General features: G+C 66.3%; 9 protein-coding genes. 5 read left to right on the top strand and 4 right to left on the bottom strand.

Features of this window, described 5'->3' with window-relative positions; genetic code table 11:
- Positions 1-12: 12 nt before the first annotated feature.
- The 3 genes from AC731_RS10620 to AC731_RS10610 all read right to left on the bottom strand — a co-directional run bounded on the left by AC731_RS10620 (position 13) and on the right by AC731_RS10610 (position 3,801).
- The gene (locus tag AC731_RS10620) at positions 13-570 is read right to left on the bottom strand and encodes an LPS-assembly lipoprotein LptE (protein ID WP_156480702.1); all 558 of its coding nucleotides are present in this window, start codon (positions 568-570) and stop codon (positions 13-15) included.
- Positions 571-580: 10 nt separating this feature from the next.
- Entirely contained in the window at positions 581-3,208 is a 2,628-nt protein-coding gene (leuS, locus tag AC731_RS10615) for a leucine--tRNA ligase (protein ID WP_048710004.1), read from the bottom strand.
- Between the two features lie 266 nt (positions 3,209-3,474).
- Positions 3,475-3,801 carry a hypothetical protein gene (locus AC731_RS10610; RefSeq protein WP_004260929.1) on the bottom strand — a complete coding sequence of 109 codons (327 nt, stop codon included), beginning with the start codon at positions 3,799-3,801 and terminating at the stop codon, positions 3,475-3,477.
- Between the two features lie 336 nt (positions 3,802-4,137).
- On the opposite strand from AC731_RS10610, the gene AC731_RS10605 reads away from it, so the two are divergent.
- Positions 4,138-6,351 carry a UvrD-helicase domain-containing protein gene (locus AC731_RS10605; RefSeq protein ID WP_048705928.1) on the top strand — a complete coding sequence of 738 codons (2,214 nt, stop codon included), beginning with the start codon at positions 4,138-4,140 and terminating at the stop codon, positions 6,349-6,351.
- A 21-nt stretch (positions 6,352-6,372) separates the two neighbouring features.
- Here AC731_RS10605 and AC731_RS10600 read toward each other — a convergent pair whose 3' ends face one another.
- Positions 6,373-7,152 (bottom strand): ParA family protein, encoded by a 780-nt coding sequence (locus AC731_RS10600; protein ID WP_004260924.1) that lies wholly within the window; start codon positions 7,150-7,152, stop codon positions 6,373-6,375.
- A 299-nt stretch (positions 7,153-7,451) separates the two neighbouring features.
- Here AC731_RS10600 and AC731_RS10595 point away from each other — a divergent pair, with 299 nt between their 5' ends.
- From AC731_RS10595 to dnaE, 4 genes are all read left to right on the top strand, one after another.
- Positions 7,452-9,740, top strand: a complete 2,289-nt coding sequence (locus tag AC731_RS10595; protein ID WP_004260922.1) for an NADP-dependent malic enzyme — start codon at positions 7,452-7,454, stop codon at positions 9,738-9,740.
- 77 nt (positions 9,741-9,817) lie between these two features.
- Positions 9,818-11,023, top strand: coding sequence for a phospholipase A (locus AC731_RS10590; RefSeq protein ID WP_048705925.1), 1,206 nt, complete (start codon positions 9,818-9,820; stop codon positions 11,021-11,023).
- 46 nt (positions 11,024-11,069) lie between these two features.
- Positions 11,070-12,044 carry a quinone oxidoreductase family protein gene (locus AC731_RS10585; protein WP_048705923.1) on the top strand — a complete coding sequence of 325 codons (975 nt, stop codon included), beginning with the start codon at positions 11,070-11,072 and terminating at the stop codon, positions 12,042-12,044.
- Positions 12,045-12,178: 134 nt separating this feature from the next.
- Positions 12,179-15,694 carry a DNA polymerase III subunit alpha gene (gene dnaE / locus AC731_RS10580; protein WP_048705921.1) on the top strand — a complete coding sequence of 1,172 codons (3,516 nt, stop codon included), beginning with the start codon at positions 12,179-12,181 and terminating at the stop codon, positions 15,692-15,694.
- The last annotated feature ends 5 nt before the right edge of the window (positions 15,695-15,699 follow it).

The following is a 15,699-nucleotide window of genomic DNA, read 5'->3' as shown; positions in this document are numbered from 1 at the left end:
CGGTGAAGGCAATCAGCCGGCGCGCTCGGCGGCCGCAAGCCGACGCATCATCTGCTGCAGCAGATCCTTCTGCATGTCCTCGTAGAGCAGGGTTTCTTCCTGCGCCTTGCCGAGGACCTGGGAGTCGTCGAAGGTGTACTCGCGCGATGCCGAGAGGGCCGTGGGCGGAATGACGGCCCTGCCGCTCTTGTCGAGCAGCTGGAAGCGCAGCGTCTGCCGGAGCTGGTATTCGCGCACCTTGCCGGCGCCGGTGAGGCTCAGGATCTCGCGTCCGCGATCGATGCCGAGGATCTGCAGCCGGGCGTCCGCCTGCGCGGCGTCCTCGACGACGGTGGTGCTGCCGGTCGTGGCGATCAGGCGACGAATGCTGGCACCGAGTTCGGTGAGCTCGCCGACGTTCACATGCAGCGTGGCGAAATCCAGCCGCTGCGGCCCCCGCAGGCGGAAGCCGCAGCCCGACAGCAGCAGGCCGGCGAGCCCGGCACCGCCGAGCAGCAGGCGCCGTCTTGCCGTCGATGCGATGGTGCTCGTGTCACCGGCCGGCAGGGCGGCATGCGTGCGGCTGTGCATGATGGCGTCCTCAGGCGACGATGTTGACCAGGCGGCCGGGCACGACGACGACCTTCTTCGCCGGCTTGCCTTCCATGAACTTCTGTGCGGCTTCCGAGGCCAGCGCCAGCGCCTCGATGTCGGCCTTCGCCGCATCGGCGGCGACCTTGATGCTGCCGCGCAGCTTGCCGTTGACCTGCACCATCAACTCGATCTCGTCTTGTCGCAGCGCGTCCTCGCTGACCGCCGGCCAGCTTGCGGCAATGATGTCGCTGCCGAAGCCGCAGTCCTGCCAGAGCGCGTGGCAGATGTGCGGGGTGATCGGCGACAGCAGACGCAGCAGGATGGAGAAGCCTTCCTCGGCGACCTCGGCATGCGCGGCCGGCTCATTGGCGGCCAGATCCTTGTGCGCCTTCTCCAGCGCGTTGAGGATCTTCATCGCCGCCGACACCACGGTGTTGAACTGGTGCTTGCCGAAGTCGTAGCTCGCCTGCTTGAGATGCGTGTGGATCTCGCGGCGCACGTCGGCCGCTGTAGCGGGCAGCGCGTTGGCCGCGAGCTTGCGTTCGGCCGGCAGCGCGGCGCGCGTTTCGCTGGTGAAGGCGTGGCCGTAGTTCCACACCCGGCGCAGGAAGCGCGAGGCGCCCTCGACGCCGGCGTCGGACCATTCGAGCTGCTGGTCGGGCGGCGAAGCGAAGATGATGAACAGGCGCGCGGTGTCGGCGCCGTACTGGTCCACCAGTGATTGCGGGTCGACGCCGTTGTTCTTCGACTTCGACATCTTTTCCGTGCCGCCGATGACCACCGGCAGTCCGTCGGACTCGAGCTTGGCGGCGACGATGCGCCCCTTGTCGTCACGCTCGACAAGGACATCGGCGGGGTTGATCCACTGCTTCTTGCCGCCGTCGAGATCGCGGTAATAGGTTTCGGCCACCACCATGCCCTGGGTGAGGAGGGCGCTGAAGGGCTCGGAAACGTTGACCAGGCCGCAGTCGCGCATCGCGCGGGTGAAGAAGCGCGAGTACAGCAGGTGCAGGATGGCGTGCTCGATGCCGCCGATGTACTGGTCGACCGGCGCCCAGTAGTTGACGCGCTCATCCACCATCGCGGTGCTGCTGTCGGCGCAGGCGTAGCGCAGGAAGTACCAGGACGACTCGACGAAGGTGTCCATGGTGTCGGTTTCGCGCTTGGCCGGCTTGCCGCACTTGGGGCAGCTGCATTCGTAGAACTCGGGCATCTTGGCCAGCGGCGAGCCGCGGCCGGTGATCTCGACGTTCTCGGGCAACACCACCGGCAGTTGCTCGTCCGGCACCGGCACGTCGCCGCAGTCGGCGCAGTGGATCATCGGGATCGGGCAGCCCCAGTAGCGCTGGCGCGAGATGCCCCAGTCGCGCAGGCGGTACTGCACGCGCTTGGCGCCCAGGCCCTTGGCGGCGAGGTCGGCGGCGATCGCGTCGACCGCGCCCTGGAAGTCCAGGCCGTCGTACTTGCCGGAGTTCACCAGATGGCCGTATTCGGCGTAGGCGTCCTGCCAGGGCGCGACGGTGTCGGTGTAGGCGTCCGAGCCGACCACCATGCGGATCGGCAGTTCGTACTTGGTGGCGAAGGCGAAGTCGCGCTCGTCGTGCGCCGGCACCGCCATCACCGCACCTTCGCCGTAGCCCATCAGCACATAGTTGGCGACCCAGACCTCGAGCGGCTCATCGCTGAGCGGGTGGCGCACCTTGAGGCCGGTGGGCATGCCCTTCTTTTCCATCGTGGCGATGTCGGCTTCGGCGACGCCGCCACGCTTGCATTCCTCGATGAACTCGGCGAGGGCCGGGTTGTTGGCCGCGGCCTGGGTGGCGAGCGGGTGCTCGGCGGCCACGGCGACGTAGGTCGCACCCATCAGGGTGTCGGCACGGGTGGTGAAGACCTTCAGCACGCCTTCGTGGCCGATGCTGGAGACATCGAACGGGAAGCTGATCTCCACGCCTTCCGAGCGGCCGATCCAGTTCTTCTGCATCAGCTTGACCTGCTCCGGCCAGTCCGGCAGATCGTCCAGCGCGGACAGCAGTTCGTCGGCGTAGGCGGTGATCTTCATGTAGTACATGGGGATCTCGCGCTTCTCGACGAGCGCGCCCGAGCGCCAGCCGCGGCCGTCGATGACCTGCTCGTTGGCGAGCACGGTCTCGTCGACCGGGTCCCAGTTCACCGTCCCGAGGCGCTTGTAGATCAGCCCCTTTTCGAACAGGCGGGTGAACAGCCACTGCTCCCAGCGGTAGTACTCGGGGGTGCAGGTGGCGAGTTCGCGTGACCAGTCGATGGCGAAGCCGAGGCGCTTGAGCTGCGCCTTCATATACTCGATGTTGGCGTAGGTCCACTTCGCCGGCGGTACGTTGTTCTGGATCGCGGCGTTCTCGGCCGGCATGCCGAAGGCGTCCCAGCCCATCGGCTGCAGCACGTTGTAGCCCTTCATGCGGTGGAAGCGCGCGAGCACGTCACCGATGGTGTAGTTGCGCACGTGCCCCATGTGCAGCTTGCCCGAGGGGTAGGGGAACATCGACAGGCAGTAGTACTTGGGCTTGCTCGCGTCTTCCGTCACACGGAAGGCGTCGGTGGAGTCCCAGTGCTGCTGGGCGGCCGTCTCGACGGCGGCGGGCTGGTATTTGTCCTGCATGAGCGTGCGCGCGGGGCTGAAAGCGTTGAAAACGCGCGAGTATACCGCGAAGCCGGGGCCCACCGTGCAGGCGCGCTCAGTAAGTGACAACCGGTGCCACGTCGGGCGTGGACAAAAAAATGGCACCCCGCCGCAAGGCGGGATGCCAAATCTCCATTGAAGGAGAGGGAGGGAGACCAGGACGGGCAGCGCGGGGCTGCACGTCGCAATTCAGGTTTGGCGCCCGTCTTCGAGGGCGAGGCGCCGGGTTTGTGTCCAGCGCCGCTTCAAGCGGCCTTGCGCGGAACGCCCAGGTTGCGCTGCCAGTTGGCATGGATGGCCGAGAAGACGTCTTCCATGGCCAGCAGCGGCAGACGCCACATGCGGGCCTGGCTCTGCACGAAGGGCAGGACCTTGGGCGCGCAGAGGGTGTTGCGTTCTTCTTCGAGCAGGCGGACGAAGGCGTCCATGCAGGCGCCCCAGTATTCCGAGTTGCCGACCCAGCCGGTTTCTGCGGTCGCCTCGCGTACGGCCTTGCGCCACAGCGTTTCGGCGCGTTCGGTCGAGATGCCCGCCTTGCGGGCGTACCAGGGGAGTAGTTTCGGTGTTTTCATGATGCGTTCTCCGTTAGGGCGATTGTCTCGCCCCAGTCCCTGCGCAAACCTTCTGGGCTGCGCAAACCCAGGGATTATGGTGTGCCGCAATATCCTGCTGCGGCCTCTTTATAAGCGTTGATTTTACGGCTGTTTAGTTCGGCGAAGTGTGAATTGGTTCCGCCGGAATTCAAAAAATGTTGCTATGCACAATTCAAAAATAGCTGCCGATTGTCGTCCTGACAAGTCAAGTGTTGCTGCGGTGCAACAGGCTCATGCCTGAGCCGTGGCGTTCCGCCCGGCGGAAGCTCGCTGCGCCGTGCCGGTCTACAATGCGGTCCTCACGAAGGAACGCCGATGTCCAACCTGCTTGCCAATCTCAACTCCGAACAACTGCAGGCCGTCACCCTGCCGTCGCAACACGCGCTGATCCTGGCTGGTGCCGGCTCGGGCAAGACGCGTGTGCTGACGACCCGCATCGCGTGGCTGATCCAGTCGGGCCAGGTCGACCCCGCGGGCATCCTCGCGGTGACCTTCACCAACAAGGCGGCCAAGGAGATGCTGGCCCGGCTGTCCACGATGCTGCCGGTCAGTACCCGCGGCATGTGGATAGGCACCTTCCATGGCCTGGCAAACCGCCTGCTGCGCGCCCATCACCGGGATGCAGGGCTGCCGCAGCTGTTCCAGATCCTCGATTCGGGCGACCAGCTTGCCGCCATCAAGCGCCTGCTGAAGACGCTCAACGTCGACGACGAGAAATTCCCGCCGCGCGAACTGCAACACTTCATCAACGGCCAGAAGGAAGCCGGCAACCGGCCGCACGCGGTCGAGGCCTGGGACGACTACACTCGCCAGCGGGTACAGCTGTTTCAGGAGTATGAAGCGCAGTGCCAGCGCGAGTCTGTTGTGGATTTTGCGGAGTTGCTGCTGCGCAGCTACGAGTTGCTGGAGCGTAACGAACCGCTGCGCCGCCACTACCAGCGCCGCTTCCGCCACATCCTGGTCGATGAGTTCCAGGACACCAACCGCCTGCAGTACCGCTGGCTGAAGCTCTTCGCCGATGAGGGGCGCGAGGGCGGCGCGGCGATGTTCTGCGTCGGCGACGACGACCAGAGCATCTATCGTTTCCGCGGCGCCGAAGTCGGCAACATGCGCGACTTCGAACGCGAGTTCCGGGTGCAGAACGTGATCCGCCTGGAGCAGAACTACCGCTCGCACAGCAATATCCTGGATGCCGCCAACGCGATCATCCGGCACAACAGCAACCGCCTGGGCAAGAACCTGTGGACCGACCAGGGCGCGGGCGAGCCGATTCGCGTGTTCGAGGCCTTCTCGGACGGCGACGAGGCGCGCTGGATCGTCGAGGAGATCCAGTCGCTGGTGCGCGATGGCGCGCTGAGGAGCGAGACCGCGTTGCTGTACCGCTCCAACGCGCAGTCGCGGGTGCTCGAGCATCAGCTGTTCTCGGCCGGCATCCCCTACCGCGTGTATGGCGGCCTGCGCTTCTTCGAGCGCCAGGAGATCAAGCACGCGCTCGCCTACCTGCGCCTGATTGCCAACCCCGATGACGACACGTCTTTCGCGCGGGTGGTGAACTTTCCCACCCGCGGCATCGGCGCGCGTTCGCTGGAGGTGCTGACCGATGCGGCGCGCGTCTACAACACCAGCCTGTATGCGACGGTGCCGCATCTCACCGGCAAGCCCGGCACTTCGCTGGCGCAGTTCGTGCGCCTGGTCGAGGACCTGCGCCGCGATACCGCCAGCCTGCCGCTGCCTGAGCTGGTCGACCACGTGCTCGACCTCAGCGGCCTGCGCGGGCACTACAAGGCCGACAAGGAAGGCCGCGAGCGCCTGGAGAACCTGGACGAACTGATCAACGCTGCGGCGAACTTCCTCGCCGAGTCGCAGGCCGATGCGGATGCGCTGGCGCAGCCCCACGCGCTGCTGGCGGACTTCCTCGCCCACGCTTCGCTCGAGGCCGGCGACCACCAGGCCGACCAGGGCGCGGATGCGGTGCAGCTGATGACGGTGCACGCGGCCAAGGGCCTGGAGTTCAACGTGGTGTTCCTGTCCGGGCTGGAGGAGGGCCTGTTCCCGCACGAGAACAGCATCCTCGAGACCGATGGCCTGGAGGAGGAGCGCCGGCTGATGTACGTGGCGGTCACCCGTGCGCGCGAGCGGCTGTACCTGAGCTTCGCGCAGAGCCGCATGCTGCACGGGCAGACGCGCTACAACCTGCGCTCGCGCTTCCTGGAGGAGATCCCGGCGGAGCTGACCAAGTGGCTGACCCCGCCGAACCCGCGCTCGGCGGCGGGGGGCGCGATGGGTGGCATGGGCGGGGGCTACTTCAAGCCTTCATCTGCGTCGCAGGTGCAGCGTGCGCCGCGGCCGACCTTCGCCACGCTGCCCAACGGTCTGCGCATCGGGCAGTCGGTCAGCCACGCGAAGTTCGGCCAGGGTGTGATCGTCGCCGCCGAGGGCAGCGGCGCGGACGCCAAGGTGCAGATCAACTTCGGCCCCGCCGGCGTCAAATGGCTGCTGCTGGCGGTGGCGAAGCTGGAGCCGGTGTAAGCCCGGCTCGGCCGGCTCAGTTCAGGCGCCGTAGGTGCGCGCCAGGGTGTCATGCAGTGCGACGAACTCCTGCGACAGCTTGTGCTTCGGGTCGAGATGGATCATCGGCTTCGCCTGCTCGTGCGACTCCTTGATCTTCACCGAGGCTGACAGGTAGGGCTGCAGCACCGGCAGGCCCTCGTCGACCAGTTCCTGCACCACCTTCTGCGGCAGGCTGGCGCGCGGCTGGAACTGGTTGACCACGATGCCCTCGACCTGCAGGTCGCGGTTGTGGTCCGACTTGATCTCCTGCACGTTCTCGAGCAGCGAATACAGCGCCTTGCGCGAGAACTCGTCGCAGTCGAAGGGAATCAGGCAGGTGTCGGCGGCGATCAGTGCCGAGCGGGTGAAGAAATTGAGCGCCGGCGGCGTGTCGATGAACACGCAGTCGTATTCCGAGGCCAGTTCGTTGAGCGCGTCGCGCAGCTTGTAGATCTTGTAGCGCGATTCGAGCTTGCTCTGAAGTTCCTCGAGCAAGGGATGCGAGGGCATCACGTGCAGGCGCTCGAACGGGGTGGCGACGACGAACTCCTCGGTGGCGCGCGGGTTGAGCTTGAAATTGAGCGTCTGGTCGAAGAAGTCCGCCAGCGTGGCCTCGAGGTCATCGACGGCCGCCCCCAGCAGGTACTGGGTCGAGTTGCCCTGTGGGTCGAGGTCGATCACCAGGGTGCGCTTGCCCTGTTGCGCACTGATCGCTGCCAGGTTGCAGGTAATCGTCGATTTGCCGACGCCGCCTTTCTGATTGAATACCACACGTCGCATGCTTCACTCCCTCCGTCCGAGTCCGCATTCTGCCAAAAATGCGCTCCCAGAAGGGGTTTCACGCTGCAGCCGGCCGTCATCGCACGTGCCAAAGCAGGGTGGCTGCGCTAAACTTCCGCGACGTCAATCGAGGGTAAACCCGATGCCCGCAGCGGACCGAGGCGTGGCGTACAGACCGACAACAACAAACGTCCGCAACGATCGAATCGCGCCCGCACGTCCCGGGTGGTGCGCGGCAGGTGGGCTTGGCGCCCATTTCAATCAATAAGACACACCTCATTTGCACGAGGGGAGAACACATGGATCAGGATTTCATCGCCGCAGCGCTCGACTATCACCGCTCGCCGACGCGGGGCAAGATCTCGGTCGTTCCCACCAAGGGGCTGACCAACCAGCGCGATCTCGCGCTTGCGTACTCACCGGGCGTGGCCGCTGCGTGCGATGCCATCGTCGCCGATCCGGCCGAAGCCTTCGAGCTCACCAGCCGCGGCAATCTCGTCGCGGTGGTGACCAACGGTACGGCGGTGCTGGGCCTGGGCAACATCGGGCCGCTGGCGTCCAAGCCGGTGATGGAAGGCAAGGGCTGCCTGTTCAAGAAGTTCGCCAACATCGACGTGTTCGACATCGAGCTGGCCGAGAACGACCCGGACAAGCTGATCGAGATCATCGCCGCGCTGGAACCCACGCTGGGCGGCATCAACCTCGAGGACATCAAGGCGCCCGAATGCTTCTACATCGAGCAGAAGCTGCGCGAGCGCATGAAGATTCCGGTCTTCCACGATGACCAGCACGGCACGGCCATCATCTCGGCCGCCGGCCTGATCAATGGCCTGAAGGTCGTGGGCAAGGACATCGACAAGGTCAGGCTGGTGTGCTCGGGCGCAGGCGCCGCGGCCATCGCCTGCCTCGACCTGATGGTCAGCGTCGGCATGAAGCGCGAGAACATCACCGTCTGCGACTCCAAGGGCGTCATCTACGAAGGCCGCGAGGCCAACATGGAGCCGACCAAGGCCCGTTACGCGCAGAAGACCGCGGCGCGCACGCTGGGTGAGGTCATCGAGGGGGCCGACGTCTTCCTCGGCCTGTCGACGGCCGGCGTGCTGAAGCCCGAGATGGTCGCGAAGATGGCCGACAAGCCGCTGATCTTCGCGCTTGCCAACCCGAACCCCGAGATCCTGCCGGCCGACGCCAAGGCGGTTCGCCCGGACTGCGTGATCGCGACCGGCCGCTCCGACTTCCCGAACCAGGTCAACAACGTCCTGTGCTTCCCCTTCATCTTCCGCGGCGCGCTGGATGTGGGCGCGACCACGATCAACGAGGAGATGAAGCTCGCTTGCGTCAAGGCGATTGCCGAGCTGGCCGAGGCGGAGGCGAGCGACATCGTCGCCAGCGCCTATGGCGGCCAGGAGCTGAGCTTTGGCCCCGAGTACATCATTCCCAAGCCCTTCGATCCGCGCCTGATCGTCAAGATCGCGCCCGCGGTGGCGAAGGCGGCGATGGACTCCGGCGTGGCGACCAAGCCGATCGAGGACTTCGACGCCTACGTGTCCAGCCTCAATGCCTTCGTCTACCAGTCCGGCATCGTCATGAAGCCGGTGTTCTCCGCCGCAAAGGCGGTGCCGGACGAGCACAAGCGCGTGATCTACGCCGAGGGCGAGGACGAGCGTGTGCTGCATGCGGTCCGCGTGGTGCTGGACGAGGGCGTCGCCCGTCCGATCCTGATCGGCCGTCCCGAAGTCATCGAGATGCGGATCAAGAAGATCGGCCTCAACCTGAAGCCGGGCCGCGATTTCGAGGTCGTCAATCCCGAGTCCGATCCGCGTTACCGCGAGCTGTGGACCGAGTACTACAAGCTGATGGGCCGCGACGGCGTCACGCCCGACCTCGCCAAGGCCAGGATCCGTCGTGACACGACGCTGATCGGCGTCATGCTGCTGCGCCGTGGCGACGCGGACGCGCTGGTGTGCGGCACCTTCGGCACCTACGAGTACCACCTCAAGCAGGTCGCCGACGTGATCGGCCTCGCGCCCGGCGCCAAGCAGTTCGCCGCGATGAACCTGCTGATGCTGACCAAGCGGATGCTGGCCGTGACCGACACCTATGTGAACGAAAACCCGAGCGCGGAGGAAGTCGCCGAGATCGCGCGCATGGCGGCCGAGGAACTGCGTCGCTTTGGCATCGAACCCAACGTCGCGCTGTTGTCGCACTCCAGCTTCGGCAGCTCCAACTCCGCTTCGGCGCGCAAGATGCGTCGTGCCTGCGAGATCCTCCACGAAACCGCGCCCGACCTGAACGTGGACGGCGAGATGCACGGCGACGCCGCGCTGTCCGAGGAGATCCGCGACAATCTGCATCCCGACTCGCGCCTCAAGGGCGAGGCCAACCTGCTGGTGATGCCCAACCTCGACGCCGCCAACATCTCCTTCAACCTGATGAAGATGGCCAACGGCGACGGCGTGTCGATCGGTCCCATCCTGCTCGGGGCGGCCAAGCCGGTTCACATCCTGACCCCGTCGGCGACCGTGCGCCGTCTGGTCAACATCACCGCGCTGGCGGTGGTGGATGCGCAGGAGGCACGGGCGCGCTGAGCGCTGCCGGCGTGCCGCCCGCCGCGGGCGGCCGCCGACACGAATCCTCACCAACCCGGGAACGGGCAGCCCTTATCATGGCTGCCCGTTTTCCATTGCTTGTCGAGAAAATGCACATTTCGTCGATCTGCCGTCGCGCGCTCGTCCTGACCGGGCTGCTGGCATCCATGCCGGCCATGGCCTCCGCCTGGCTGCTGGCCTCACCGGAACCCCGGGTGGTGCCGGGCAGCAGCTTCAGCGTGGTGGTGATCGGCCTGCCGGGGGGCGCCGATCTGCCCGAGCGACTGCCGGCCCAGATCGAGTTGCCCGATGGCGGGCCGCGGATTGCGCTCGAACTGGTCGCGGCTGCGCCGACCGACGAGCGCGCCCAGCAGCGGCGCTATGTCGGACGCTGGCCGGAGGAGGTGCTCGGCTTTGCGACGCTGTCGCTGGTGGATGCAGCGTCCGCCCGAATCGTGCTCGATGCGGGTGCGGCAAGTCGTACGCCGTTGCAGACCGCGCAGTCGGGTACGGTGGCGTCGCGCGGCGATGTGATACCGGCGGCAGCGGCCTCGGGCCCGGCGGTCGAGGCCTCGGCGCTGGGTTTCCACGAGCCGATGTATTTCCTCGTCGGGGGCGAGGATCCGGTCTCTGCCCGCTTCCAGTTCAGCTTCCGCTACCGCCTGTTCGACGACCACGGCGTGGTGGGCGAGCATTTCCCGGTGGCGCGCGGGCTGTACTTCGGTTTCACACAGACTTCGCTGTGGGACCTGCAGTCCGACTCCAAGCCCTTCCGCGATTCCAGCTTCCGCCCCTCGCTGTTCTACCGCTGGCGGCTGTCCGATCCCGAGCGCGGCGGCTTCGTCGCCCTGTCGGGCGGCTACGAGCATGAGTCGAACGGCAAGGACGACGAATCATCGCGCAGCATCGACACGCTGTTCCTGAAGGCGGAAGGTCGCTACTACCTCGAGGACGGCGTCACCTACTTCGGTATCGAGCCCAAGGTCTGGAGCTATCTCGACCGCGCGGACAATCCGGACATCGCGCGCTACCGCGGCTATGCGGAACTCGGCCTGCGGCTCGGGCGTGAGGACGGGCTGATGCTGACCTCCTTGCTGCGCCGGGGAACGGCCGGCAAGATGCGTCGCCAGTTCGATCTTTCCTATCCCCTGCGCCGCAGCGTTTTCTCGGGCGTCGGCGCCTTCGCCCACCTGCAGTACCTGAGCGGCTACGGCGAGACCCTGCTCGATTACAACGAGAAGAGCGACGGCCAGTGGCGCATCGGCTTCTCGCTGGTGCGCTGAGACGGCGAGACGCCGATCCGACCCCAACTGAATGAAGGAGACAGAGATGATCCATGCAATCCGCTTCCACCGCACGGGCGGTCCCGAAGTGCTGCAGTGGGAGGCCGTCGAGCTGCCGGCACCGGCCGCTGGCGAGGTCCGCGTGCGTCACCATGCGGTGGGTCTGAACTTCATCGACACCTATCACCGCAGCGGGCTGTATCCGCTGCCGCTGCCTTCAGGGCTCGGCATGGAAGGCGCCGGCGTGGTCGAGGCGGTGGGCGAGGGCGTGGCTGAACTGCAGGTCGGCGACCGCGTCGCCTATACCAGCGGGCCGCTCGGGGCCTACGCCGAGGCGCGCAACATCGAGGCGCGTCACCTCGTACGCCTGCCGGAGGCGATCTCCTTCGAGCAGGGCGCGGGGATGATGCTACAGGGGGTCACGGCCCATTACCTGCTGCACAGCACCTACCCGGTGCAGGCGGGCGAGACCATCCTGGTCCATGCCGCGGCCGGCGGGGTCGGCTCGATCCTGGTGCAGTGGGCGAAGCTGCTCGGCGCCACCGTCATCGGCACCGTTGGCAACGACGACAAGGCCGTGCAGGCGAAGGCGCTGGGCTGCGACCACGTGATCGTCTATTCGCGCGAGCGCTTTCCGGAGCGGGTGCGCGAGCTGACGGCGGGCAAGGGCGTGGCGGTGGTGTACGACTCGGTCGGCCGCGATACCTTCCTCGATTCCGTATCCTGCCTGCAGCGGCGCGGCATGATGGTGAGCTTCGGCAATGCGACCGGCCCGGTGGCGCCGTTCGATTGTGCGCTGCTGGCGCGCTCGGGGTCCGTCTACGTGACCCGTCCTGGCTTGCTGGACTACATCGCCACGCGTGAAGAACTGACGCAACGCTGCACCGACCTGTTCGAGGTCGTCGGCTCGGGCCGGGTGCGCATCGCGATCAACCAGCGCTACGCATTGAAGGATGCAGAGCAGGCGCACCGCGACCTCGAAGGGCGCAGGACCACCGGCTCGACCATCCTGCTGCCCTGAGTCTCCGTCGCCGGGCGACTCGCTCCGCGCCGGTGATCCGGCCGGCGCGATCGCTCGGCCGCCGAGCGCTGGCGTGACCGTGCCTGCCGCCGTCGCGCCGGTGAAGATGGGCGAGCTCGGGTAAAATTCGGCGCATGATTGCCGACCCGAATTCTTCCTCCCTTACGCCGCATCAGCCGCGCTTCGTCCATCTTCGCCTTCACTCCGAGTTCTCGATCACCGACGGCATCGTCCAGATCGACCAAGCCGTGGCGGCCGCTGCCGATGATGGCATGCCGGCGCTCGGCATCTCCGACCTCGCCAACCTTTTTGGCACGGTCAAGTTCTACAAGACCGCCCGCGGCAAGGGCGTCAAGCCGGTCGTCGGTGTCGATGCCTGGATCCAGAACGAAGCCGAGCGCGACAAGCCCCACCGCGTCCTGCTGATCTGCAAGAACCGCGTGGGCTATGGCCAGCTATGCGAACTGCTGACACGCGCCTATCTCGACAACAAGTACCGCGGCCGTGCCGAGATGCGGCGCGAGTGGTTCGAGAACGGCGCCGCCAGTGAGCTCTTGTGCCTGTCGGGCGCGATGCACGGCGACATCGGCGTGGCGATTGCCGCGGGCAATCGCGAGCTGGCAACACAACTCGCAGCCGACTGGTCGCGGCTGTTTCCCGATGCGTTCTACCTCGAGATCCAGCGCGCAGGCCATCCGGGTACCGAGGCGTACATCCGTCACGCGCTCGATATCGCCGGCGAACTGGGGATTCCGGTGGTGGCGACCCACCCCGTGCAGTTCCTCAAGCGCGAGGACTTCCGGGCGCACGAGGCGCGGGTGTGCATCGCCCAGGGCTATGTGCTGGCCGACAAGCGCCGGCCGCGCGACTTCACCGAGGAGCAGTACCTCAAGAGCCAGGCGGAGATGTGCGAGCTGTTCGCCGACATCCCCGAGGCGCTCGAGAACGCGGTCGAGATCGCCCGCCGCTGCTCGCTGACGGTACAGCTGGGCAAGAACTTCCTGCCGCTGTTTCCGACGCCGGAAGGCATGACGCTGGACGACTTCCTGGTGCAGGAGGCCAAGGCCGGCCTCGAGAAACGTCTCGTACAACTCTATCCCCAACCCGAGGAGCGCGAGAAGCAACGTCCTCGCTACGAGGAACGGCTCAAGTTCGAGACCGACACCATCATCCAGATGGGCTTCCCCGGCTACTTCCTGATCGTTGCCGACTTCATCCGCTGGGGCAAGAAGAACGGCGTGCCGGTTGGTCCGGGCCGCGGCTCGGGCGCCGGCTCGCTGGTGGCCTATTCGCTCGACATCACCGACCTCGACCCGCTGGAGTACGCGCTGCTGTTCGAGCGCTTCCTGAACCCGGAGCGGGTGTCGATGCCCGACTTCGACATCGACTTCTGCCAGGACAACCGTTACCGCGTCATCGAGTACGTGCGCGAGCGTTACGGCAAGGAGGCGGTGAGCCAGATCGCCACCTTCGGCACGCTGGCCTCCAAGGCCGTGGTGCGCGACGTTGGCCGGGTGCTCGACATGCCCTATGGCCTGTGCGACCGCCTGTCCAAGCTGATCCCGATCGAAGGGGCCAAGCCCGTCTCGCTGAACAAGGCCTACGAGATGGAGCCGCAGATCGGCGAGATGATGAAGGACGGCAACGACGGCGAGGCCGTCCAGACCCTGTGGGGCCTGGCGCAGCCGCTCGAGGGCCTGACCCGCGGCGTCGGCATGCACGCCGGCGGCGTGCTGATCGCGCCGGGCAAGCTCACCGACTTCTGCCCGCTGTACATCGCCGATGGCGACGACGCCACGCCGGTGTCGCAGTTCGACAAGGACGACGTGGAAGCCGTCGGCCTGGTGAAGTTCGACTTCCTCGGCCTGCGCAACCTCACCATCATCGAGCTGGCGCTGGAATACATCGCGCGCATGACCGGCAGCCGGCCCGACCTGATGAGCCTGGGCTTCGAAGACCCGGCCGCCTACCAGATCCTGAAGGACGCCAACACCACGGCGATCTTCCAGGTCGAATCGGACGGCATGAAGAAGCTGCTCAAGAAGCTTGCCCCCGACCGCTTCGAGGACATCATCGCGGTGCTCGCGCTCTACCGGCCGGGCCCGCTCGGCTCGGGCATGGTGGACGACTTCATCCTGCGCAAGAAGGGCCAGCAGGAGATCGACTACTTCCATCCCGACCTGAAAGCCTGCCTGGAGCCGACCTACGGCGTCATCGTGTATCAGGAACAGGTGATGCAGATCTCCCAGATCATCGGAGGCTACACCCTGGGCGGCGCCGACATGCTGCGGCGCGCGATGGGCAAGAAGAAGCCCGAGGAGATGGCCAAGCACCGCGCCACCATCGCCGAGGGCGCCAAGCAGAAGGGCTACGATCCGGCGCTGGCCGAGCAGCTCTTCGATCTGATGACCAAGTTCGCGGAGTACGGCTTCAACAAGTCGCACACCGCCGCCTACGCGGTCGTCACCTACCACACCGCCTGGCTCAAGGCTCATCACTGCGCGGCCTTCATGGCGGCGACGATGTCGTCCGACCTGGACAACACCGATACCGTCAAGATCTTCTACGAGGACACGGTCGCCAACGGCATCGCGGTGCTGCCGCCGGACGTGAATGAATCGGACTACCGCTTCGTGCCGGTGGACCGCAAGACGATCCGCTACGGCCTGGGCGCGGTGAAGGGGGTGGGCGAGCCGGCGGTGCGGGCGATCCTGGCGGCACGCGAGAAGGCGGGGGCCTTCCGCGATCTGTTCGAGTTCTGCGAGCGCGTCGACCGGCGCATGGTTAACCGCCGCGTCATCGAGGCGCTGATCCGCGCTGGCGCGATGGACACGCTGTCCGGCCACCAGGGCTTGGACCGCGCCCAGCTGATGGCCACCGTTGCGCTGGCGATGGAGGCGGCCGAGCAGGCTGCAGCGAATGCGATGCAGGGCGGGTTGTTCGACCTGATGCCGGAAGCTGCGGGCGCAGCGCCTGCATTCGCGAAGATCCGGCCCTGGACCGAGCGCGAGCGGCTGAAGGAAGAGAAGCTCGCGATCGGCTTCTTCCTGTCGGGCCATCCTTTCAACAGCTTCAAGGGCGAGGTGCGCCGCTTCGTACGCCGCACGCTTGCGCAGCTCGAGCCCTCGCGCGACATCACCATGCTGGCAGGCGTGGTCATGGAGACGCGGACCAAAATGGGTAACCGCGGCAAGATGGCCTTCGTGCTGCTCGATGACGGCACCCAGCCGCGTGAGGTGATGGTCTATTCCGAAGTGCTGGACGCCAACCGCGGCAAGATCGTCACCGACGAGGTGCTGGTGGTCGAGGCCAAGGTCAGCAACGACGAGTTCTCGGGGGGCTTGCGTATCATCGCCGACCGCCTGCTGACGCTGGGCGAGGCGCGGAGCCGTTTTGCGCGCGCGCTGCAGCTGCGCATCAATGGCGAGGTCGGGGCGGGCGGAGGCGCGGCTGCGACAGCCGGCAAGCTGCAGACCCTGCTCGAGCCTTTCCGTGAAGGTGGCTGCCCGATCCGGGTGACGTATCGCAACGCCGCGGCCGAGGCCGACCTGCCCTTCGGCGACGGATGGCGCGTGCGGCTGGACGACGCCTTGCTGGAAAGCCTGCGCGAATGGTTGCCGCCCGAGTCGGTGGAGGTGATCTACCCCTGAAGCTG

Origin of the sequence: Thauera humireducens, from assembly GCF_001051995.2 — a bacterium.
Taxonomy (GTDB): domain Bacteria; phylum Pseudomonadota; class Gammaproteobacteria; order Burkholderiales; family Rhodocyclaceae; genus Thauera; species Thauera humireducens.
Note: the sequence above shows the minus strand (reverse complement) of the source record. Positions and strands in the feature narration are given on the sequence as shown.